Consider the following 17,275-nt stretch of genomic DNA (forward strand, 5'->3'; position numbering starts at 1 on the left):
ACATATTTTATAGTTCTTCTTCGTCTTCCCATTCCTCAGCATAGCCATGTTTTGTTGAAGTAAAAAGGACTTCTCCTTTTTCAGCATCTACAATAACAAATTGAAGAATGGGCTCCGGGTATCCTTCAATCTTATTTTTCTCTTGAAGCAAGAAACTCAAAAGATTCATTGTTATATAAAAGTGAACCTCCAATTTCCTCAAATTCTTTTTGAAACTTTTCTCGTAATTTTAAAGAATATTGGATGGCTTCAAGGTATTATAGCCTTGTTTTTGGGGTGGTTGTAGGCTGTTCTGCTTTTGGGTGGGTTTTATTAGTGTTTTTATGATTATTTTAAACACAGCTCTGGCTGTTCAGCATCTTGTGATGGTGATTCAAAGGATTCGAGAATAATAGTAATGAGACTGTTGGTGTGTAGTATAGAATGACTGAACAGCAGCAGAACGTGTTGTGTTTAAAAGTATATATTAAATTGTGTCTTCTTCCAGAACATCGTCTTCAAAGTCTGTTCTGAAGAAGTTTTCAATGTCATTGAGATAGTTTTCATAGTCCATCTCTGCATTTTCGATGTCGCTCCACTCTATGGTGTAGAGATCTTCATCGAAGATTGTATCTGTGTTGTGAGTTGGCGTTTCCATGTTTTTTGTGATAAGGTGTTGGTTATATTTTGAACATATTTTGAGTTGTTCAGCATTGATAAATGTTGAAATCAAAGGCTTTTAAAGTTTTTGTTGATTGTTATTTTGTGGCTTTGTTTATACTACCAAAAGTAGTGGTGGGAAGCGACAAAACTTGACGTATTAAAAAAATATTTTTCTAGGTAATGATATAATCTTTTTAGCTTATATTGGGTATTTATAAGCTTAAAAACTTATATTTTGTTTTTGATGAGCTTCTGAACAATTTGATTCAATGTTTCTCTGTTATCATCAATATAGCTTAATCCTGCCTGTATCAGGTTTTCAATATTAGAGCGTCTTACATTATCCATAGCGGGAGAGGCATTTTTCAAGGATGGATTGAGGCGGTAATAGTTTTTCTGGTTTCTCAATCCTAAGGTCTGAAACATCTGACCCAGCTGATAATCCACCGTTTCTGCGTTGGCAGACATTAAGATATCAATGATAGGATTTACCCAGCCTATTTTCCCGGCCTTTTCCAGTCTTTTAAAAGAATAAGGGCGGGCTTCAATTCCTGTTCCGATAGAAATGATAATCATATCATTAACTCCCGGATGGTTGGCTTTCTGATGGTTTTTTAAAACCTCAGCAAAAGGGATTTTTCTAGCCTCTGCATAAGCACAAAGAGCAGGGTTGTTTGCAAACATACCCCCATCAATCAAGCTGAAGATTTGTCCGTACATAGATTTAATCTGCACAGGACTAAAATAGGTGGGTGCTGCTGATGTGGCTCTGCAAACATCTTTTACGTAAAAATTATCTGTGCTAAGATGAGCTTCCCAGGAATTGAAAAGCTTTGCACGTCTGTTCTCTATATCATAACTTGTTATTAAACATGGTTTTATTAATTCCTTTAATTCTAAATTTCCAAAAAAGTCATTTAGGTTTTTCTGAAGCGCTTCCTGCGAAATCCTCTCATTCAACAATCCAAATGGATTAACCAGTTTTTCCCAAAAGGAAACCTGGAAGATATCACCGCCCTTTTCAGCATACAATTCCAAACCTTTCTGAATGGAATATTTTGCTTTACGAACTTCATCAGGACAAAGAATAATAGATGCAATCAGACCTCCTGTGCTGCTGCCTGCTACCAAATCAAAATAATCCCCAAGCTTGGCACTTGGTTTATCATAATACTGGAGCTGTTCTTCTATGTAGCGTAGAATAATACAGGTAATAATTCCTCTTATTCCGCCTCCGTCCAAAGAAAGAATGGTTGTCTTTTTCATGTGATATTTTTAATTGTTTTTTTTTTGAAGAATACAGACAAATTTTAATTAGGAAATTAGCTGTTTACCAAATCTGTTATTGAGCTTAATGCCTGAATTTCATTGCCTTTTTAGTTGTTTTCTTGTAAATCAAAGATAGGACGGAGAAGCGACAGAACTTGTCGTGTTTTAATTAATTTCAATTAAAAAATGACATAATTTTGTTCATCTTTTGGCATCTTTAAAAGCTTTCTCCAGCTAATTTTTATATGTCCTTTTTTCGATGAAATACTCTTTTTTTCAAAGTGGGGAAGGTCTTTGAATGTTTTCCAGTTTCCGCCCCAATCCCAACCATGTCTGGCAAAAACCTTTACACATTCGTCCCAGTCGGCAATTTTATCATTATCCCAGTCTTTTACCGTATCCCAACTTGCGGTTTTTCCGTCAATCATCAGGCAAATATCTATAGCAAGCCCATAGTTATGAATACTTTGTCCGGCTTTGGCATTGGTCACCTTTTTCCCGGAAGTAATTCTTCCTATGGCATAGAGCTTTTCCTGTTCCTCAAAAGACCTTAATCCTTGGGTGATTCTTATTTTGGCTCTTCCGGTAAGAGCTTCGTCACACTCCTTGATAATTTGTTTCACTTCATCTCTTACCAGCGGGTGAAGTTTCTGAATTCTTTCTGATGTTACTTTGTCCATAATCTTTATCTTTTAAAGCAAAATTAGTAGGGGAAAGCGACAAAAATTGACGTGTTTTAATTAAAAACGGAAAGAAAAATAGAAGTATAGAAAAATGTTTTTGAAAACAAAACTATAATGATAATGCGACAAAATATGTCGTATTTAAAAATATCATTCATTTGTTTTTCAGTGTGTTAAATCTAATGTTAATTCCGGCTTAAAAGATTATTTTGTTCTTTAAAAACAATAATTTTGCATAGATAATTCAAGATACATCATGTATGCACTGGTAGATTGTAATAATTTTTTTGTTTCCTGTGAAAGGACTCTGGATCCTGCACTTGAGGGCAAACCCGTTGTGGTTCTTTCCAACAACGACGGATGTGTTGTATCCCGAAGTAAGGAAGCGAAAGACCTGGGTATTCCCATGGCTGCCCCGGCCTTCAAATACAAGGAGCTTTTCAAGCAGCATGATGTAAAAAGCTTTTCAGCGAAATTTGAGCTGTATAATTACAAAAGCCAGCAAGTTATTAATATTGCCAGCTCTTATGTTTTGGATTATGAGGTGTATAGTATTGATGAACTTTTTCTCGATTTAACGGGGTTTAAGTACATTGATATTTATGATTATTGTTTTAAAATTAAGGAAGAAATTGATGAAAAAGAAAACATTCCTGTAAGCATAGGAGTTGCACCTAGTAAAACCTTGTGTAAGGTTGCCAATAGAATTGTAAAGGATTTTCCGGAACAATTTAATGGGGTTTATATCATGGATACTCCTGAGAAAATTGAAAAAGCTTTGAAATGGCTTAATATAGGTGATGTATGGGGAATAGGTAGAAAGCTGGCTGTAAAGATGAATGACAGTGGGGTTTATAAGGCATGGGATCTTCTTCAGAAACCGGAAGCTTGGGTTAGAAAAATAATGGGAATTCATGGAATAAGAATGATCAATGAGTTGAAAGGAATTCGTCAGCTGGAATTAGATGCTCCATCACCCAAAAAGTCTATTGCCGTTACCCGAAGCTTTATGCAAATGCTTACAAATAAGGAAGACATCCGAGAGCGCATAGAAACCTTTGGAATGTATTGTTCGGAAAGGCTACGCAGGCAAAATACCTGTTGCAGGATGATAACGGTGTTTGTACAAACCAATAGGTTTAGAAAAGATCTTCCTGAATATAGAAATGGAATGACCCAAATTCTTCCCAATCCCACCAATTCCTCCATTTTAATAGGAAGAGTTGTAAATGAACTGTTTGAAGCCATCTACAAGGATGGGTTTCATTATAAAAGGGCCGGCGTTATGGTAAATGACTTTGTTCCTGAAGATCAAAGACAGATCAGTCTTTTCGAAGAAGATACCCAAAATCAACATCTTCCTGTGATGAAAGCAATGGACGCCATGAACAGAAAATACGGGAAAGATAAAGTGCGTCTGGGAAGTATGAGCGGTGAGAATACTTTTGGCCGTACGCAGCTGTCTCCTGAATATGAAGCTTTCTTAAAAAATAATACTTTACCTGAAGCTAACTTTAGGTTCCATTAGGAGTTCAAGATTTGTATTGAGAAACCATCCTTTCAAAAATTCTGAAAAAAATAGGGCTTTATTTCTTTAAATATATCAAAATACCGAATTTTGATATTGTAAAACAATGTGTTAACTTGCTTTAAATCAGGGTTTTTTATTGTTTTTAGCTTGTGGGGCTATTGTGTAAGACATCCTTTTGGATTTATCTTTGAAACAGAAATTCTACACATTTTAAAACCACAAATTACATGAAAAATTTAAATTATCTGGTAAAGGGGATTCTGGTCTCAGGATGTCTTTCTTTTAATTTTACAAACGCACAGGTAGGAATTAATACAGCTAATCCTCAGGCAATGCTCCATGTGGATGGGGGGAAAGATAACCCTGCATCTGGAAATATAACCTCTGTACAGGCTGCCAATGATATGGTGATTACTTCTTCTGGTGAGATGGGAATAGGAACATTGTCTCCGGCAGTAAAGATAGATGCCCGCTCCACTGATAATACGGATAATTCGATTGGTATTGGTGAGACTTCCCAAGCTGCTTCTGTAGCAGGAGGTGGGGCTGTAAGATATAATCCCTTAAATGGTGGGAAAATGCAATATTCAGATGGAGTAGTGTGGCAGGATCTTATTTCTACTCCTACCAAAGCTGTTGTAGTGGCTAATATAGAGGCCGCTAGTTTTGCCATTAAAATTCCTTATCAAGTTTCTACAGGCATTCTGGGATGGAACGAAATTACCGATCCTACAGGCGATTTTACCCCGGCCACAGGAACTTTTACAGCACCAAGAACAGGAGTTTATCTGGTATCCTTTACGTATGATTTTGTGAGAATCCCTATTGAATCCGGATATTTTTCTGAAGCGAGATATGTAGTGAACGGAAATGCTACTGTTAAGAAGTGTGTAAAATCATTTTCCAATATTTCAAAACAGGCTCAGGTAGCAGGCTCATGCGTTGCAGGAGTGCAACTGAACAAAGGAGATACGCTTCAACCACAAATCTATCAGTCAGTGTACAACGGAAGTTTGAGTTTACGAACAAACACTTCGTCTTCAAGTAATGACTATGGCTTTGTAAATATTTCAATATTAGAACAATAACACATTTTGATATGATAAAAAAATTAATACCCATCCTAATCATTTTCGGAGGTTTAGAGATTAACGCACAGGTAGGTATAAATACAACCTCGCCTGAAAGGGTGCTTCATGTGGACGGACAAAAAAATACTTCTGCTTCAGTACCCTCTACTTATTATGATGATGTAGTGATAACTTCTAGCGGTAATATGGGAGTGGGAACAAAATCTCCTAAAACAAGGCTGGACTTAAGATCAAAGGAAAATGTAAATGCAATTGGTGTTGGAGGGACTTCCCAGACTGCAACCGCAGCAAAATCAGGAGCGGTGAGGTATAATTCTGGCACCCAAGACCTAAGTTATTCTAATGGTACATCTTGGGTTACCCTGGCTCACAAGGCTTCAAATGACTTTGTAGACGCTGAAAATGCATCTGGGCAAAGCTTTAGCAATAGCACACAGACTACTATTAAGGGCTGGACGAAGAAAACTGATGTGAACAGCAGCTTTAATGCGGGAACCGGAACATTTATCGCTTCAAAAACAGGGGTTTATGTTGTCTCTTTTGTATTTTCATTGGCTTCCGGAAGTGTGGCAAACGACTCACGGTATGAAACCCTGATTCAGACAAATTCTACTTCTACTGCTACCAATACGGTTTTCAAGTGCGTAGGGAGCTATCCAGGAAATAATACCATTGGGAATCGTATTGCCGGAAACTGTTCAGGAATCTTTAACCTCATCAAAGGAGATAATATTACGGTAAGCCTGAACCAAAAACTAGGCAGCACAAAAACTCTGGATGCAGATGCAACCCTTACTTCTTTAAGTATTTTCGGATTATAAAAAAATTAATGATGAAAAAGAACTGTTTACTGATTTTGATGACATTAGGTTTCAATTGTGCATTTTCACAAGTTGGAATCAATACTCCAAATCCACAAGGCATTTTGCATATTGATGGAAAGGCGGATAATCCCGTTTCGGGAACACTTTTTACTCCTGTTCAACAAAGTAATGATATCCTGATTAATAGCGACGGAAGAGTAGGAGTGGGTACTCATAGTCCTGCTGTAAAAGTAGATGCCAGAAACTCTGGAAATGGTGCTGTTGGCTTTGGAACATCTTCACTGACGGCAGCAGCAGCAGACGAGGGGGCTGTCCGTTATAATAATGGAATGGAATACTCCAACGGAAAAGAGTGGCTGCCATTACTTACAGCACAGCCGACAAATAATAAGATCATTGTGATTGCAGCCAAGACCAATAATAATGTAAAACTGGGTACTCCCGCCATACCTACAGTAAATGCAGGTTTGCAAAACAGAGCCAGTAATTATCTGGTAGATTGGGCAAAGACCTTTGAAAGTAATTCCGGTACAAGCTTTAATGCATCTACAGGAGTTTTTACAGCACCCAGAAATGGGGTTTATGTAGCTTCTTTCACTACAGATCTTGCACCGCTTGCCATTAATTATACTACGGATGTTTTAAATCCGATTCAGATAGAGGCGATCTGGCAACTGTATGATAATACAACAGGATTGCTCGTCACCAATATTGTAAATACAGTAAAGTGTGTGAATACAATGTCTTCGAATAGTTTAACCAATATTGATGCAGGAAGTAACTGTACGGCATCATTCTATATGACTACAGGACAAAGACTAATGCCTTATATCTGGTTTAACTTAAATAATTCAAATACTGCCAATTTTTCATTAAATAATACGGGCGGGTATAACAACCTTACCATTGCAGAGCAGTAATTTATGTAACCTCTCCAAGAGTTTTAATAAAGGCTGACGGATGTAGTCCTGTGATTCTTTTAAACTCAATGGAAAAGGCGCTGTGAGAAGAATAACCCGTAATTTCAGCAAGGTGATTAATCTTGTATTTTCGATATTGCGGGTCATTTTTTAGTTGATTTACAATATAGTTGATCCTAAGATGATTGATATACTGATTGAAGTTGAGGTTCTTATGCTTTCTTATAACCGCTGAAAGATACTTCGTATTTATATTAAGGGTATTGGCTAGGTTATAGCGTGAAATATTCTTGCTGTTAAATTGAAGACTCTCTTCAAAGTTTTTTAATCCCGTTAAAATATTTTCTTCTGCTTCAGCGGAAATTTTTACTTCCGCCCGAGTATTGCTGTGTTGAGGCTGGGGTTCCTCAGAAACTTCACTGGAATCCTCTTCATAGGCAGGAAGAGCAACCCCTTCTCTATATATTCTGGCAACTGTTTCTTTATGTTTTTTTCTAAGGCGAATACTATTAAAAATACCCGCACCCAATATCAGAACCATTACAAGACAAACAATAAGTAACCCTTTTGAAAATCTATGACTTTTGTTAAGTTCCTTGTCAAAATTTTCCTCTTTTTTTGAAAGTGTTTTATTGATCGCTATTGCTTTGTTGTAGGAAATACTGTCTTTCAGTTTTAGATTTTCAACTTTATATTTTTGAATATTGGATGAGTCGTGAAGCTGGGTATAGGCCGTTTCAAGATTTTTTGTAACTTCTATTTTCTTTTCATTAAAACCATACTTATTGACAATAGCCAATGCCTGCTGATAATACAAAACGGCACTGTCCGGTTTATTTTGCTTAAAGAATGAAAACCCGATATCATTAAGAATATTGGATTTAAGATAATGGTTGTTATCGTCTATCAGGGTGAGAGCCTGTATAAAATAAGATTTTGCTTCCTTGAATTTTTTTACCTCAGATAAACTGTACCCCATATTGGTATAGGCTGAGATCAATAGTTCGTTTCGCCGGGGTATATTTTTGATCTTTCTGAATTCCTGAATAGCATTTTTGGAGTAAAGTTCTTTTTCCTTGTACTGATTTTCATTGAGGAGAATCAGAAAAGAATTATAAATCATTCCTTTCAGTTCATGTCCTTCATCTGTATTATTATTTTTGACTTCGGCCAATGCCTTTTGTAGATTTCTAGAAGATTCTTCTAAAAGTCCCAACTTTGCATATTGTGTGCCCTGCATTCTGTAGGCAAGGGCTTTTCCTATAGCATAATTATTTTGTATGGAAGTCTTCAGTGTTTTTTCGGAAAAGTCAAGACTGCTCTTTGCATCTGATCTTAAATAGCTGTTGTATGACTTTAAATAATAAGCCTTGGCAAGATATTCTGTCAAGTTTCTTCTTTGTGCGGAGTCTATAATTGTATTGAGAACAATTTCTGAACTGTCCGGATTTTTTGAAGAAAGTCCTCGTGCATATTTATACTGTCTCTCAAAATCAAATGTTTGAGAAAATGAATATGTCGAAATAATGAGGAAGAAAAAGAACGTAATTTTTTTCTTCATTGTGTGTTGTGTTTATTTTTTTTCGTACTTCCAGTTTCTGCCCTTGCCCTCTTCAATCCATTCCAAAGCCTGTTCCATTCTTTTGTTTCTGGTAGCTTCTGTTTTAGCTTCAGTAAGCCACGTGATGTATTCCTTTCTGAAAGAGGGAGATGCTTTTTCAAAGAAACCTAATGCCTTTGAATTATCGTTTAAAGCTGCCTGAAAATAATCAGGAATCTCCATTTCTGTTTTGGATGGGGCTGCTTTTTTCATGGTAACTCCCATATCCGTAAGTTCCATGGCTTCCAAGATCGCTTTTTTAAGCTGAGGTTTTGAAGGGAGATCTTCCGTTTTTGTAATTTTTCCCAGACTGAACATGGAATTCTTTTCAATATCATGAGTAATTTCCTGCATAGTTTTCATCTCTTTCTCCAGCCAGAATCCAAAGGTGCAATGTTGCTTAAAAGAGGCCATTGCACAAAGATTTTTCCCTTTGTAGATAAAGTGAGGAAAGCTCCACTTCATGGCTTCCTCTGCATCTGGACAGTATTCATGAACGGTTTCCCGAATGTAGTGAAGAATAGGCTTCGCGAAATCCTGTGATTTTTCAATGTAAGAATCTATTTTTGAGCTGTATTTTTCCATGTTTTCTATTGAAATAACGATATGGTTTCATTGACAAGGAATTTTACCTGATCCGGTCTTCCTCTGTCATTTTTAGGATTATTAGCATAGCTTCCGGTCTTTACAATAACCATATTGTGCTCCGGAATCATAATGATATACTGCCCCTGAAGACCTAAAAAATAATAATGTTTGATAGGATTGTCGTGATTAATCCAAAGTCCCATTCCATAGATGTTTTCAGATTTTTCTGTAGGGGTTCTCATCTGCTCAATAAAATCAGAATTAAGGATCTGTTGATCACCTACCTTACCATCATCCAGAAATAATTGGCCCAGTTTTGCAAAGTCCCTTGCATTAGAATGGATACAGCAATATGTTTTTTCCATTCCATAATTGTCCGTACTCCATTTTGCATTTTGTTCCATTCCCAGCGGAACCCAGAATTTTTCAGATAAATAGGTTGCCAAGGGTTGCTTTAAAGCCTTTTTTAGAGCAAAGCCAAGAAGTTGTGTCGCTCCGCTTTGATATTCAAATCTTGTTCCCGGAACTTCCTTGAATTTTCTTGAAAATACAGCTTTTACAAGACTTTTTCCATAGTAGGCTTTGGCGTTAGGAAGAAACGGACTGTTATAGTTTTCATCCCAGTCAAGACCGGCTTCCATTTGAGCCAGATTTTTGAGAGTGACTGTATTTCCAAATGATTTTTCCTTAAATTCAGCATAAAAGTCAGAAACCTTTTCGTCAATATTATGAATGATCCTTTCTTCCAATGCTTTCCCTAAAAGCATAACGGTAACAGCTTTGGCCATGGAAAAGGAATTGGTTTGCGAAAGCTGATTATAACCATCCCAATATTGTTCATGAAGAATTTTCCCATTCCTTATTACCACAAAAGCGGCTGCTTTAGAATGTTTTAAATCTTCGACTAAATGTTTAGGTAATTCTTTTTTATTGTAATCAGAATCTTCTTCCCATAGTCTAGGCTCTTCTGTAGCAATAGGATTGCTTGGAAACAGGTTTCCGTCATCAATATAGGCACTTGATTTTCCCTTAAGGTAGGTTTTGGAAATGCCACTAAATAAATAATCGTATCCCAAAAAGTAAGCTGCTGCCGCTCCGGCTACTGCCCCGCCTATCATGTACTTTAATATTCTCATTTTTCGTCAATGGGTCTCTAACAAATTTAAACAATTTGAGACTTAAAAATAATAAAATAAGATAGAAGTACTGAAAATAAAAAAGCCCTGATTTCTCAAGGCTTTTATTCTATATTTTAGAAAGTAAATTTCTGAAGTTGGTCTTCTCATCAATGATTCTTCTCAACTCTGAAACCGGAACTCTTTCCTGCTTCATCGTATCTCTGTCTCTTATTGTTACTGTATGATCCGTTAGAGAGTCGTGGTCAATGGTAATACAGTAAGGAGTACCGATGGCATCCTGTCTTCTGTATCGTTTTCCGATGGCATCTTTCTCTTCGTAGAATAAGTTGAAATCATATTTCAGGTCATTGAAGATTTTCTCAGCATACTCAGCAAGCCCATCTTTTTTCATCAATGGAAGGATTGCTGCTTTAATTGGAGCAATAGCAGGAGGTAAAGATAATACTGTTCTTTCTGAACCGTCTTCCAATACTTCATCTCTTAAACAATGAGAGAAAATAGAAAGGAATAATCTGTCTAAACCTACTGAAGTTTCCACTACATAAGGAACATAGTTTTCGTTTCTTTCAGGATCGAAGAACTGAAGCTTTCTTCCTGAGAACTCCTCGTGAGCCTTTAAGTCGAAATCCGTTCTTGAGTGAATTCCTTCCAATTCTTTAAATCCGAATGGGAAATTGAATTCAATATCTGCTGCTGCATTCGCATAGTGAGCCAGTTTTTCATGGTCATGGAATCTGTAATTTTCATTACCTAACCCTAAAGCTAAGTGCCAGTTCAGACGTTTCTGCTTCCATTGCTCGTAGAATTCAAGTTCTGTTCCCGGAGCAACGAAGAATTGCATTTCCATCTGTTCAAATTCACGCATTCTGAAGATAAACTGTCTTGCAACAATCTCATTTCTAAATGCCTTACCAATCTGTGCAATACCGAAAGGAAGTTTGTGACGTGAAGTTTTCTGTACATTCAGGAAGTTAACAAAAATACCCTGTGCTGTTTCAGGTCTTAGGTAAAGATCCATTGCAGAATCAGCAGAAGCCCCTAGTTTTGTTCCGAACATCAGGTTGAACTGTCTTACTTCCGTCCAGTTTTTAGAACCTGTATCAGGATCTGCAATTTCTAATTCTTCAATTAAAGATTTTACATCAGCAAGGTCTTCATTTTCCAGAGATTTTGCCAGTCTTGAAAGAATAGCCTCTCTTTTTGCTCTGTATTCCAAAATTTTTGGATTGGTAGCCACAAACTGATCTTTATCAAAAGCATCACCGAATCTCTTCGCAGCTTTTTCAATCTCCTTATTCTCTTTATCTTCAATCTTAGCACAATAATCTTCCACCAAAACGTCTGCTCTGAAACGTTTCTTAGAATCTTTATTATCAATCAATGGATCGTTGAAAGCGTCTACGTGGCCTGATGCCTTCCATGTTGTTGGGTGCATAAGGATCGCCGAGTCAATGCCGACAATATTTTCGTTAAGCTGTACCATAGCTTTCCACCAATATTGTTTGATATTGTTTTTTAATTCGGCACCGTTCTGTCCATAATCATAAACAGCGGATAAACCATCATAGATCTCACTTGATGGGAAAATAAACCCATATTCTTTAGCGTGAGAAATTACTTTCTTGAAAACATCTTCTTGCTTTGCCATAATTTTTTTAACGTCTGATGTGCAAAAATATGAATTTGGATTCCAAAATCATGAAATTCCATAAAAAAAGCAGTAAATAAAAGTTCAAAAATTTACATTTTTATTTTAAGGAGCCGGGAACCTGCTTTCCGCTGTATCTTTTTCACTTTGCTTGGGCCACCACAAAAAAGGATGTCGCTGCAATCAGGGCTAGATCGGTTGAAAATTTCTATTTTTGCCCCATGTTAGAAATTCTTTATCGGGACGAACATCTTATTGCCATCAATAAACCAAGCGGATTATTGGTTCATAAATCTTACTATGCAGGAGAGGCGGATACCTACGCCATTCAGGAATTGAGAGATCAGATCGGGCAGTATGTTTATCCTGCGCATCGTTTGGACCGAAAAACTTCTGGTGTCTTGTTGTTTACTTTAGATAAAGATTCATTGAGAGTGATGAACGATCAATTTGCGACACGAAAAGTTGAGAAAAAATATTTAGTCATTGTTCGTGGCTGGACGAAGGAGGAAGAAACAATTGATTATGATTTGATTAATGAAGATGAAATTCAGCAGAATGCCATTACCTATTATCATCGTTTACAGACTTCAGAAATAGATTTAGCTTTTGGAAAACATCAGACTTCCCGATACTGTTTGGTAGAAGCCATTCCGGAAACAGGTAGGATGCATCAGCTGAGAAAGCATTTTAAACATATTTTACACCCCATTTTGGGCTGTCGTCCTTATGGATGTAATAAACAGAATAAACTTTGGCTGGAAACTTTTAATATGAAAAAAATGATGCTTCACGCTCATCAATTAATCTTCGATCATCCTGTTACCAACGAAAGAATAACACTGAATGCCAAGGTAAACGAAGAGTTCAAAAGAGTAGGAGATATTTTGAACCTCGATTTAAGTTCATATTCTTGATGCTTATTGCATAGATGTACTTTATAGATAGTATTTATAAAACATTTTGATAAAATATCATAGGTAAATCGATGGTTAATTTTAAAATGAGTAATTTTGTAAAACTTTTTTTCAATGTACAAAAGCATCATCAGACCTATTCTTTTCAAATTTGACCCGGAAGATGTTCATCACTTTACTTTTTCGGTGCTCAAGAATTTTGGATTTCTTACTAAATTATTTTTCCCTAAACCCATTGAGGACAAGCGCCTGGAAAGAGAAGTTTTCGGATTAAAATTTAAAAATCCTGTAGGATTGGCTGCTGGTTTCGATAAAAATGCAGTTTTATTTAATGAATTGGGTGACCTAGGTTTCGGATTTGTAGAAATCGGGACGGTAACTCCAAAAGCCCAGGCAGGAAATCCTAGGAAGAGATTGTTCCGTCTTATTGAAGATGGCGGAATCATCAACAGAATGGGATTCAACAATGATGGACTTGAAGCTGCTATTGAAAAGCTGAAATCCAACAAAGGAAAAATAATCATCGGCGGAAACATAGGAAAAAACACTAATACAAGCCCTGAAAACTATACCCAGGATTATCTGGACTGTTTTGAAGGTCTTCATCCTCATGTAGACTATTTTGTCTTGAATGTAAGCTGCCCGAATGTGGGAAGCCACGCTAAACTGGAAGATGTAGAATATCTGAGAGAGCTGATTACAGAAGTGAAAAAAATCAACCAATCAAAAACGGTACAGAAACCTATATTACTGAAAATTGCTCCAGATCTTAATAACAATCAATTGGATGAAATTGTTGAGCTTATTGCAGAAACAAAAATTGATGGAGTGATTGTTTCCAATACATCTGTAAACAGAGAGGGTTTAAAAACTTCATCGGAAGTTTTGGAACAAATAGGAAATGGTGGTCTAAGTGGAAAGCCTATTCGTGAAAGAAGTACAAAAATGATCAAGTACCTTTCCGATAAAAGTAACAGAGCATTTCCAATTATTGGAGTAGGAGGGATTCACTCTGCAAAGGATGCCATTGAAAAATTAGATGCGGGTGCAAGTTTAATTCAACTGTATACCGGATTTATTTACGAAGGCCCGGAATTGATTAACGAAATTAATCAGGAGCTTTTGAAAAGAGCAAGCAGATTACCTAGATAAGATAAAGTAAAAGAGTTCATTTTTGGACTCTTTTTTTATTTTGACTTTACAATGAGAGCATTTTTCACATCAACGGTAAGGGTGTGGGCTGGTAAAGAATCGGATTTACCCACTTTAAGCTGTATCATTTTTCCATCTTTTGATTTTGTTTCAACCGTATCATATATATTTTCCAGACAGCTTTCGGTAAGGAACTCCTCATATCGTTTGTAATTCCAGTCTTTGGTAAAATAGAGAATCCTATATCCTTTTTCTCCCTCACTGGCTCCGCATCTTCCACAGGCATTAAAATTCGAGGAATGTTCAAAGTACAATAAAACCCGATTTCCTTTTTCTCCGGAAACATATGAAATCAATTCATTTCCACCATGTTGATTGATGAAGTCAAAAGTGTTGATCTTTTTATTATTAGGTAGGATCAGATAGTTGTTATATCGGTAGATCATGTCATTACCGGTGAATAATTGGGCTGGCAGCACTTTATTTCCTAGATGAAATTTTCCTGAAATAGGATTATCCTTAGTTTGATCTTCTCCAAATATGATGGATTCTTTTGGATTGAGGTTTTGTGCAATTTCAGCGATCTTTTCCACTTTCTGCGGTGAAGTGATTTGTTCTTTGAGCTTTGACGAATTTTGTTTATGCTTGGTTCCGAAATTGTATAAAGCCAGTTTACCATAATCATAAATTCCGGTAAGAGGAAGTTTCTTCTGATACTTATCGTAATAATACCAGCCCTCCACAAAATACTGATACAGGCTACAATCTGCAATACCGGCATAATGAAGCTGCATGGTGATAGGAACACCTGCAATTTCTCCCTTGAAGAGTTGTGAAGAATCTGTAACCTTTCTTAATTCAACTTTTTGACAGAAAAGAATAGTAAAGGTGAGGGATAATAATAACGTAAGGATTTTTTTCATGGTTAAGGGACTGTGTTTTTAAAGGAAGAAGTTGGCAATGGTATAGATAATTAACCCTACCAGACCTCCCACCAATGTACCGTTTACACGGATAAACTGAAGATCTTTTCCTACTTCCAGCTCCAGCTTTTCACTTAGCTCCTTACCCTGCCAGTTTCCTACGGTATTACTGATAAGACTTCCGAATTGATGGGTATTTTTCAGAATGTATTTGTAGGCTGTTACACGAACCCAGTGATCAATCTTGTTTTGAAGATTTTCATCTGTCTTTAAGTTTTGTGAAAACTCGTTGAGGTTATTCAACAGATAGTTTTTCAATGCCGAATGATCTTCCTGCAATTCTTTCATCAATGTTTTCTTGATGGAAACCCAAATGTCATTGGAATATTCATCAAGTTTATCATTCTTCAGAAGACCATTTTTGATTGTCTTGAACTCTTCATCCCATTTTGGATCTTCCTTAAGGTCTGTAGAAAATTCATGAATTTTTTGAGTGATTAATGCTCTTACTTCATGTTCCTGATTTTCTTCAATTTCCCTAAAGAAATCAGATAAGCCATCTGTAATTTTATCTGCAATTTTATTATCAACAAAGGATGGAATGAACGAGTAACTTCCTTTCTTTACCCGATCCTGAATCATTTCATCATTTTCAATAATATACTCCTTGATCTGTTTAGACAGGTTGGTAATGATTCTCTGATGATCATTCTTTTCCAGAATATAATGGATTCCGTTTCCTACCACTTTATTGAGCTTAATGTCATCAGTCATATCAGATACTTTTTTACTGATAAACTGGCTTACTGTAGAGTCATCAAGTTTATTGAGGATGTCAAGAACAATATCTGCGAGATTTTTGACAAGAATATTCTGATTTTTTTGCTTTCCAAGCCACTCGCCTACAAAGTTGGAAATCTTTATCTTTTGAATGTAGGGACGTATATTCTGAGGCGAAAGAAAATTACTGACAACGAAGCTACCCAGATTATCCCCTAATCTTTGTTTACTGTTTTCAATCAGATTCGTATGAGGAATGGGCAAGCCTAATGGATGGCGAAACAGAGCTGTTACAGCAAACCAATCGGCTAGGGCACCTACCATGGCTGCTTCAGCAAAAGCGCGTACATAACCAACCCAATGAGAGGGATTGGACTTCTGTAATATGGTTGTAACAATGAAAATAAGGGCCATCAGAACAAATAGACCTGTGGCAAAAGCCTTATATTTTCTAAGCTGTTTTCTTTTTGCTTCGTCATTCATATTCTCAAATTTACTAAATTTGGTTATGAAACTGTTTAATCTTTATAAAAGCTTTAAACACTTTAGGTAACCTAAATGTTTTTAAATCTTGCAGTTCAACTTTAAGAGTTAAAATTTACGATGAAATTCTTAGTTTCAATCATTATATTAATTTTTCTGCAGGGATGTACGCAGAAACAACAACCCATTAAAACCACTTCTATGGAAAATACAGAAGCAAAAAACAATCCATACTATTCAAGAACCGATACTACAAAGCTGAATATCTCCAATGACGAATGGAAGAAAATTCTGGCTCCCGATCTTTATGCTATTGCGAGAGAAGCCGCAACAGAAAGAGCATTTACAGGAAAGTATAATGAATTCGATGAGGTAGGAGATTACTATTGTGCCGTTTGTGGAAACCATTTATTCCGTTCCACTTCAAAATTTGCTAGCAGCTGTGGTTGGCCAAGTTTCTTTGAAGCGGATAAGGAAGGGGTGTATTACAAAAGAGATCAAACCTACGGAATGGAGAGGGTAGAAGTTCTTTGTAAAAGATGCGATTCTCATTTGGGACATGTTTTTGATGATGGTCCAAAGCCTACCGGATTAAGATATTGCATGAATTCCGTAAGTCTGGAATTTGTTTCGGACTCACAACAATAAAATCATATTATCCATTTACTATGGGAGAGGAGAGTCTGGAAAACAGAAAACAAGTCTGGGTCGCTCTGTCAGAACTCTATCTTGATACTGAGCTTCAGGAGTCAGATTTCACGTATATGGCAAAAATTCTCTTTGAAAGCTCTTTTACTTTTGATGAAATAAAACGAATTGACCAATATGAAGTTTTTCCGGTCCTCTTTTCAAATCTATTAAGCCCGGCAGGAGAATGGGCAGGGTTTAATGAGCCGATATTGGTTAAAAATATTATGAAATGGATCGAAACAAGAAGTAAGCTGGATATTTTCGCTGTTAAATGTATTTATCTTTTCTATGGTAAGATAAATAGGAGTTATTGGAAAAGAATAGAAGAGATTTATAATCAGATAGATGGAGAAAGTCACCGTTAAAGTTTCTTAAATTGAGTTAAACTTTGTGGA

18 protein-coding genes are annotated in these 17,275 nt (G+C 36.4%); 8 read left to right on the plus strand and 10 right to left on the minus strand.

Annotated elements, in window-relative coordinates:
* Positions 1–7: 7 nt before the first annotated feature.
* The 4 genes from EG359_RS22490 to EG359_RS15505 all read right to left on the minus strand — a co-directional run bounded on the left by EG359_RS22490 (position 8) and on the right by EG359_RS15505 (position 2,591).
* Positions 8–169 (minus strand): hypothetical protein, encoded by a 162-nt coding sequence (locus EG359_RS22490; RefSeq protein WP_164463071.1) that lies wholly within the window; start codon positions 167–169, stop codon positions 8–10.
* Between the two features lie 297 nt (positions 170–466).
* Entirely contained in the window at positions 467–637 is a 171-nt protein-coding gene (locus EG359_RS22495) for a hypothetical protein (protein WP_162926177.1), read from the minus strand.
* Between the two features lie 233 nt (positions 638–870).
* Positions 871–1,908, minus strand: a complete 1,038-nt coding sequence (locus EG359_RS15500) for a patatin-like phospholipase family protein (RefSeq protein ID WP_076353052.1) — start codon at positions 1,906–1,908, stop codon at positions 871–873.
* Positions 1,909–2,090: 182 nt separating this feature from the next.
* A complete protein-coding gene (locus tag EG359_RS15505) occupies positions 2,091–2,591 on the minus strand; it encodes a M15 family metallopeptidase (protein ID WP_076353053.1) in 501 nt (166 codons plus the stop codon).
* Positions 2,592–2,850: 259 nt separating this feature from the next.
* Here EG359_RS15505 and EG359_RS15510 point away from each other — a divergent pair, with 259 nt between their 5' ends.
* From EG359_RS15510 to EG359_RS15525, 4 genes are all read left to right on the plus strand, one after another.
* Entirely contained in the window at positions 2,851–4,122 is a 1,272-nt protein-coding gene (locus EG359_RS15510) for a Y-family DNA polymerase (protein ID WP_076353054.1), read from the plus strand.
* A 230-nt stretch (positions 4,123–4,352) separates the two neighbouring features.
* A complete protein-coding gene (locus tag EG359_RS15515; protein ID WP_076353055.1) occupies positions 4,353–5,213 on the plus strand; it encodes a complement C1q domain-containing protein in 861 nt (286 codons plus the stop codon).
* An 11-nt stretch (positions 5,214–5,224) separates the two neighbouring features.
* A complete protein-coding gene (locus tag EG359_RS23010) occupies positions 5,225–6,037 on the plus strand; it encodes a hypothetical protein (protein WP_076353056.1) in 813 nt (270 codons plus the stop codon).
* Positions 6,038–6,048: 11 nt separating this feature from the next.
* Entirely contained in the window at positions 6,049–6,960 is a 912-nt protein-coding gene (locus tag EG359_RS15525; protein ID WP_123867414.1) for a hypothetical protein, read from the plus strand.
* A gap of 1 nt (position 6,961) precedes the next feature.
* Here EG359_RS15525 and EG359_RS15530 read toward each other — a convergent pair whose 3' ends face one another.
* The 4 genes from EG359_RS15530 to EG359_RS15545 all read right to left on the minus strand — a co-directional run bounded on the left by EG359_RS15530 (position 6,962) and on the right by EG359_RS15545 (position 11,935).
* The gene (locus EG359_RS15530) at positions 6,962–8,521 is read right to left on the minus strand and encodes a tetratricopeptide repeat protein (RefSeq protein WP_076353058.1); all 1,560 of its coding nucleotides are present in this window, start codon (positions 8,519–8,521) and stop codon (positions 6,962–6,964) included.
* 12 nt (positions 8,522–8,533) lie between these two features.
* Complete coding sequence (locus EG359_RS15535) at positions 8,534–9,145, minus strand: YdeI/OmpD-associated family protein (protein ID WP_076353059.1); 612 nt, start codon at positions 9,143–9,145, stop codon at positions 8,534–8,536.
* A gap of 5 nt (positions 9,146–9,150) precedes the next feature.
* Complete coding sequence (locus EG359_RS15540) at positions 9,151–10,284, minus strand: serine hydrolase domain-containing protein (RefSeq protein ID WP_084180354.1); 1,134 nt, start codon at positions 10,282–10,284, stop codon at positions 9,151–9,153.
* A 109-nt stretch (positions 10,285–10,393) separates the two neighbouring features.
* Entirely contained in the window at positions 10,394–11,935 is a 1,542-nt protein-coding gene (locus tag EG359_RS15545; protein WP_076353060.1) for a glycine--tRNA ligase, read from the minus strand.
* 221 nt (positions 11,936–12,156) lie between these two features.
* Between EG359_RS15545 and EG359_RS15550 the strand changes: the two genes are divergently transcribed.
* Both EG359_RS15550 and EG359_RS15555 read left to right on the plus strand, forming a co-directional pair.
* The gene (locus tag EG359_RS15550; RefSeq protein ID WP_076353061.1) at positions 12,157–12,852 is read left to right on the plus strand and encodes a pseudouridine synthase; all 696 of its coding nucleotides are present in this window, start codon (positions 12,157–12,159) and stop codon (positions 12,850–12,852) included.
* Positions 12,853–12,966: 114 nt separating this feature from the next.
* Complete coding sequence (locus EG359_RS15555) at positions 12,967–14,004, plus strand: quinone-dependent dihydroorotate dehydrogenase (protein WP_076353062.1); 1,038 nt, start codon at positions 12,967–12,969, stop codon at positions 14,002–14,004.
* Positions 14,005–14,039: 35 nt separating this feature from the next.
* Here the strand turns inward: EG359_RS15555 and EG359_RS15560 are convergent, their stop codons facing one another.
* Positions 14,040–14,927 carry a hypothetical protein gene (locus EG359_RS15560; protein WP_076353063.1) on the minus strand — a complete coding sequence of 296 codons (888 nt, stop codon included), beginning with the start codon at positions 14,925–14,927 and terminating at the stop codon, positions 14,040–14,042.
* A gap of 18 nt (positions 14,928–14,945) precedes the next feature.
* Positions 14,946–16,190, minus strand: a complete 1,245-nt coding sequence (locus EG359_RS15565; RefSeq protein WP_076353064.1) for a DUF445 domain-containing protein — start codon at positions 16,188–16,190, stop codon at positions 14,946–14,948.
* 120 nt (positions 16,191–16,310) lie between these two features.
* On the opposite strand from EG359_RS15565, the gene msrB reads away from it, so the two are divergent.
* Both msrB and EG359_RS15575 read left to right on the plus strand, forming a co-directional pair.
* Positions 16,311–16,838, plus strand: a complete 528-nt coding sequence (msrB, locus tag EG359_RS15570) for a peptide-methionine (R)-S-oxide reductase MsrB (RefSeq protein WP_076353065.1) — start codon at positions 16,311–16,313, stop codon at positions 16,836–16,838.
* A gap of 20 nt (positions 16,839–16,858) precedes the next feature.
* Entirely contained in the window at positions 16,859–17,245 is a 387-nt protein-coding gene (locus tag EG359_RS15575; RefSeq protein WP_076353066.1) for a DUF7079 family protein, read from the plus strand.
* Positions 17,246–17,275 lie beyond the last annotated feature (30 nt).

The organism is Chryseobacterium joostei (genome assembly GCF_003815775.1).
Classification (GTDB): domain Bacteria; phylum Bacteroidota; class Bacteroidia; order Flavobacteriales; family Weeksellaceae; genus Chryseobacterium; species Chryseobacterium joostei.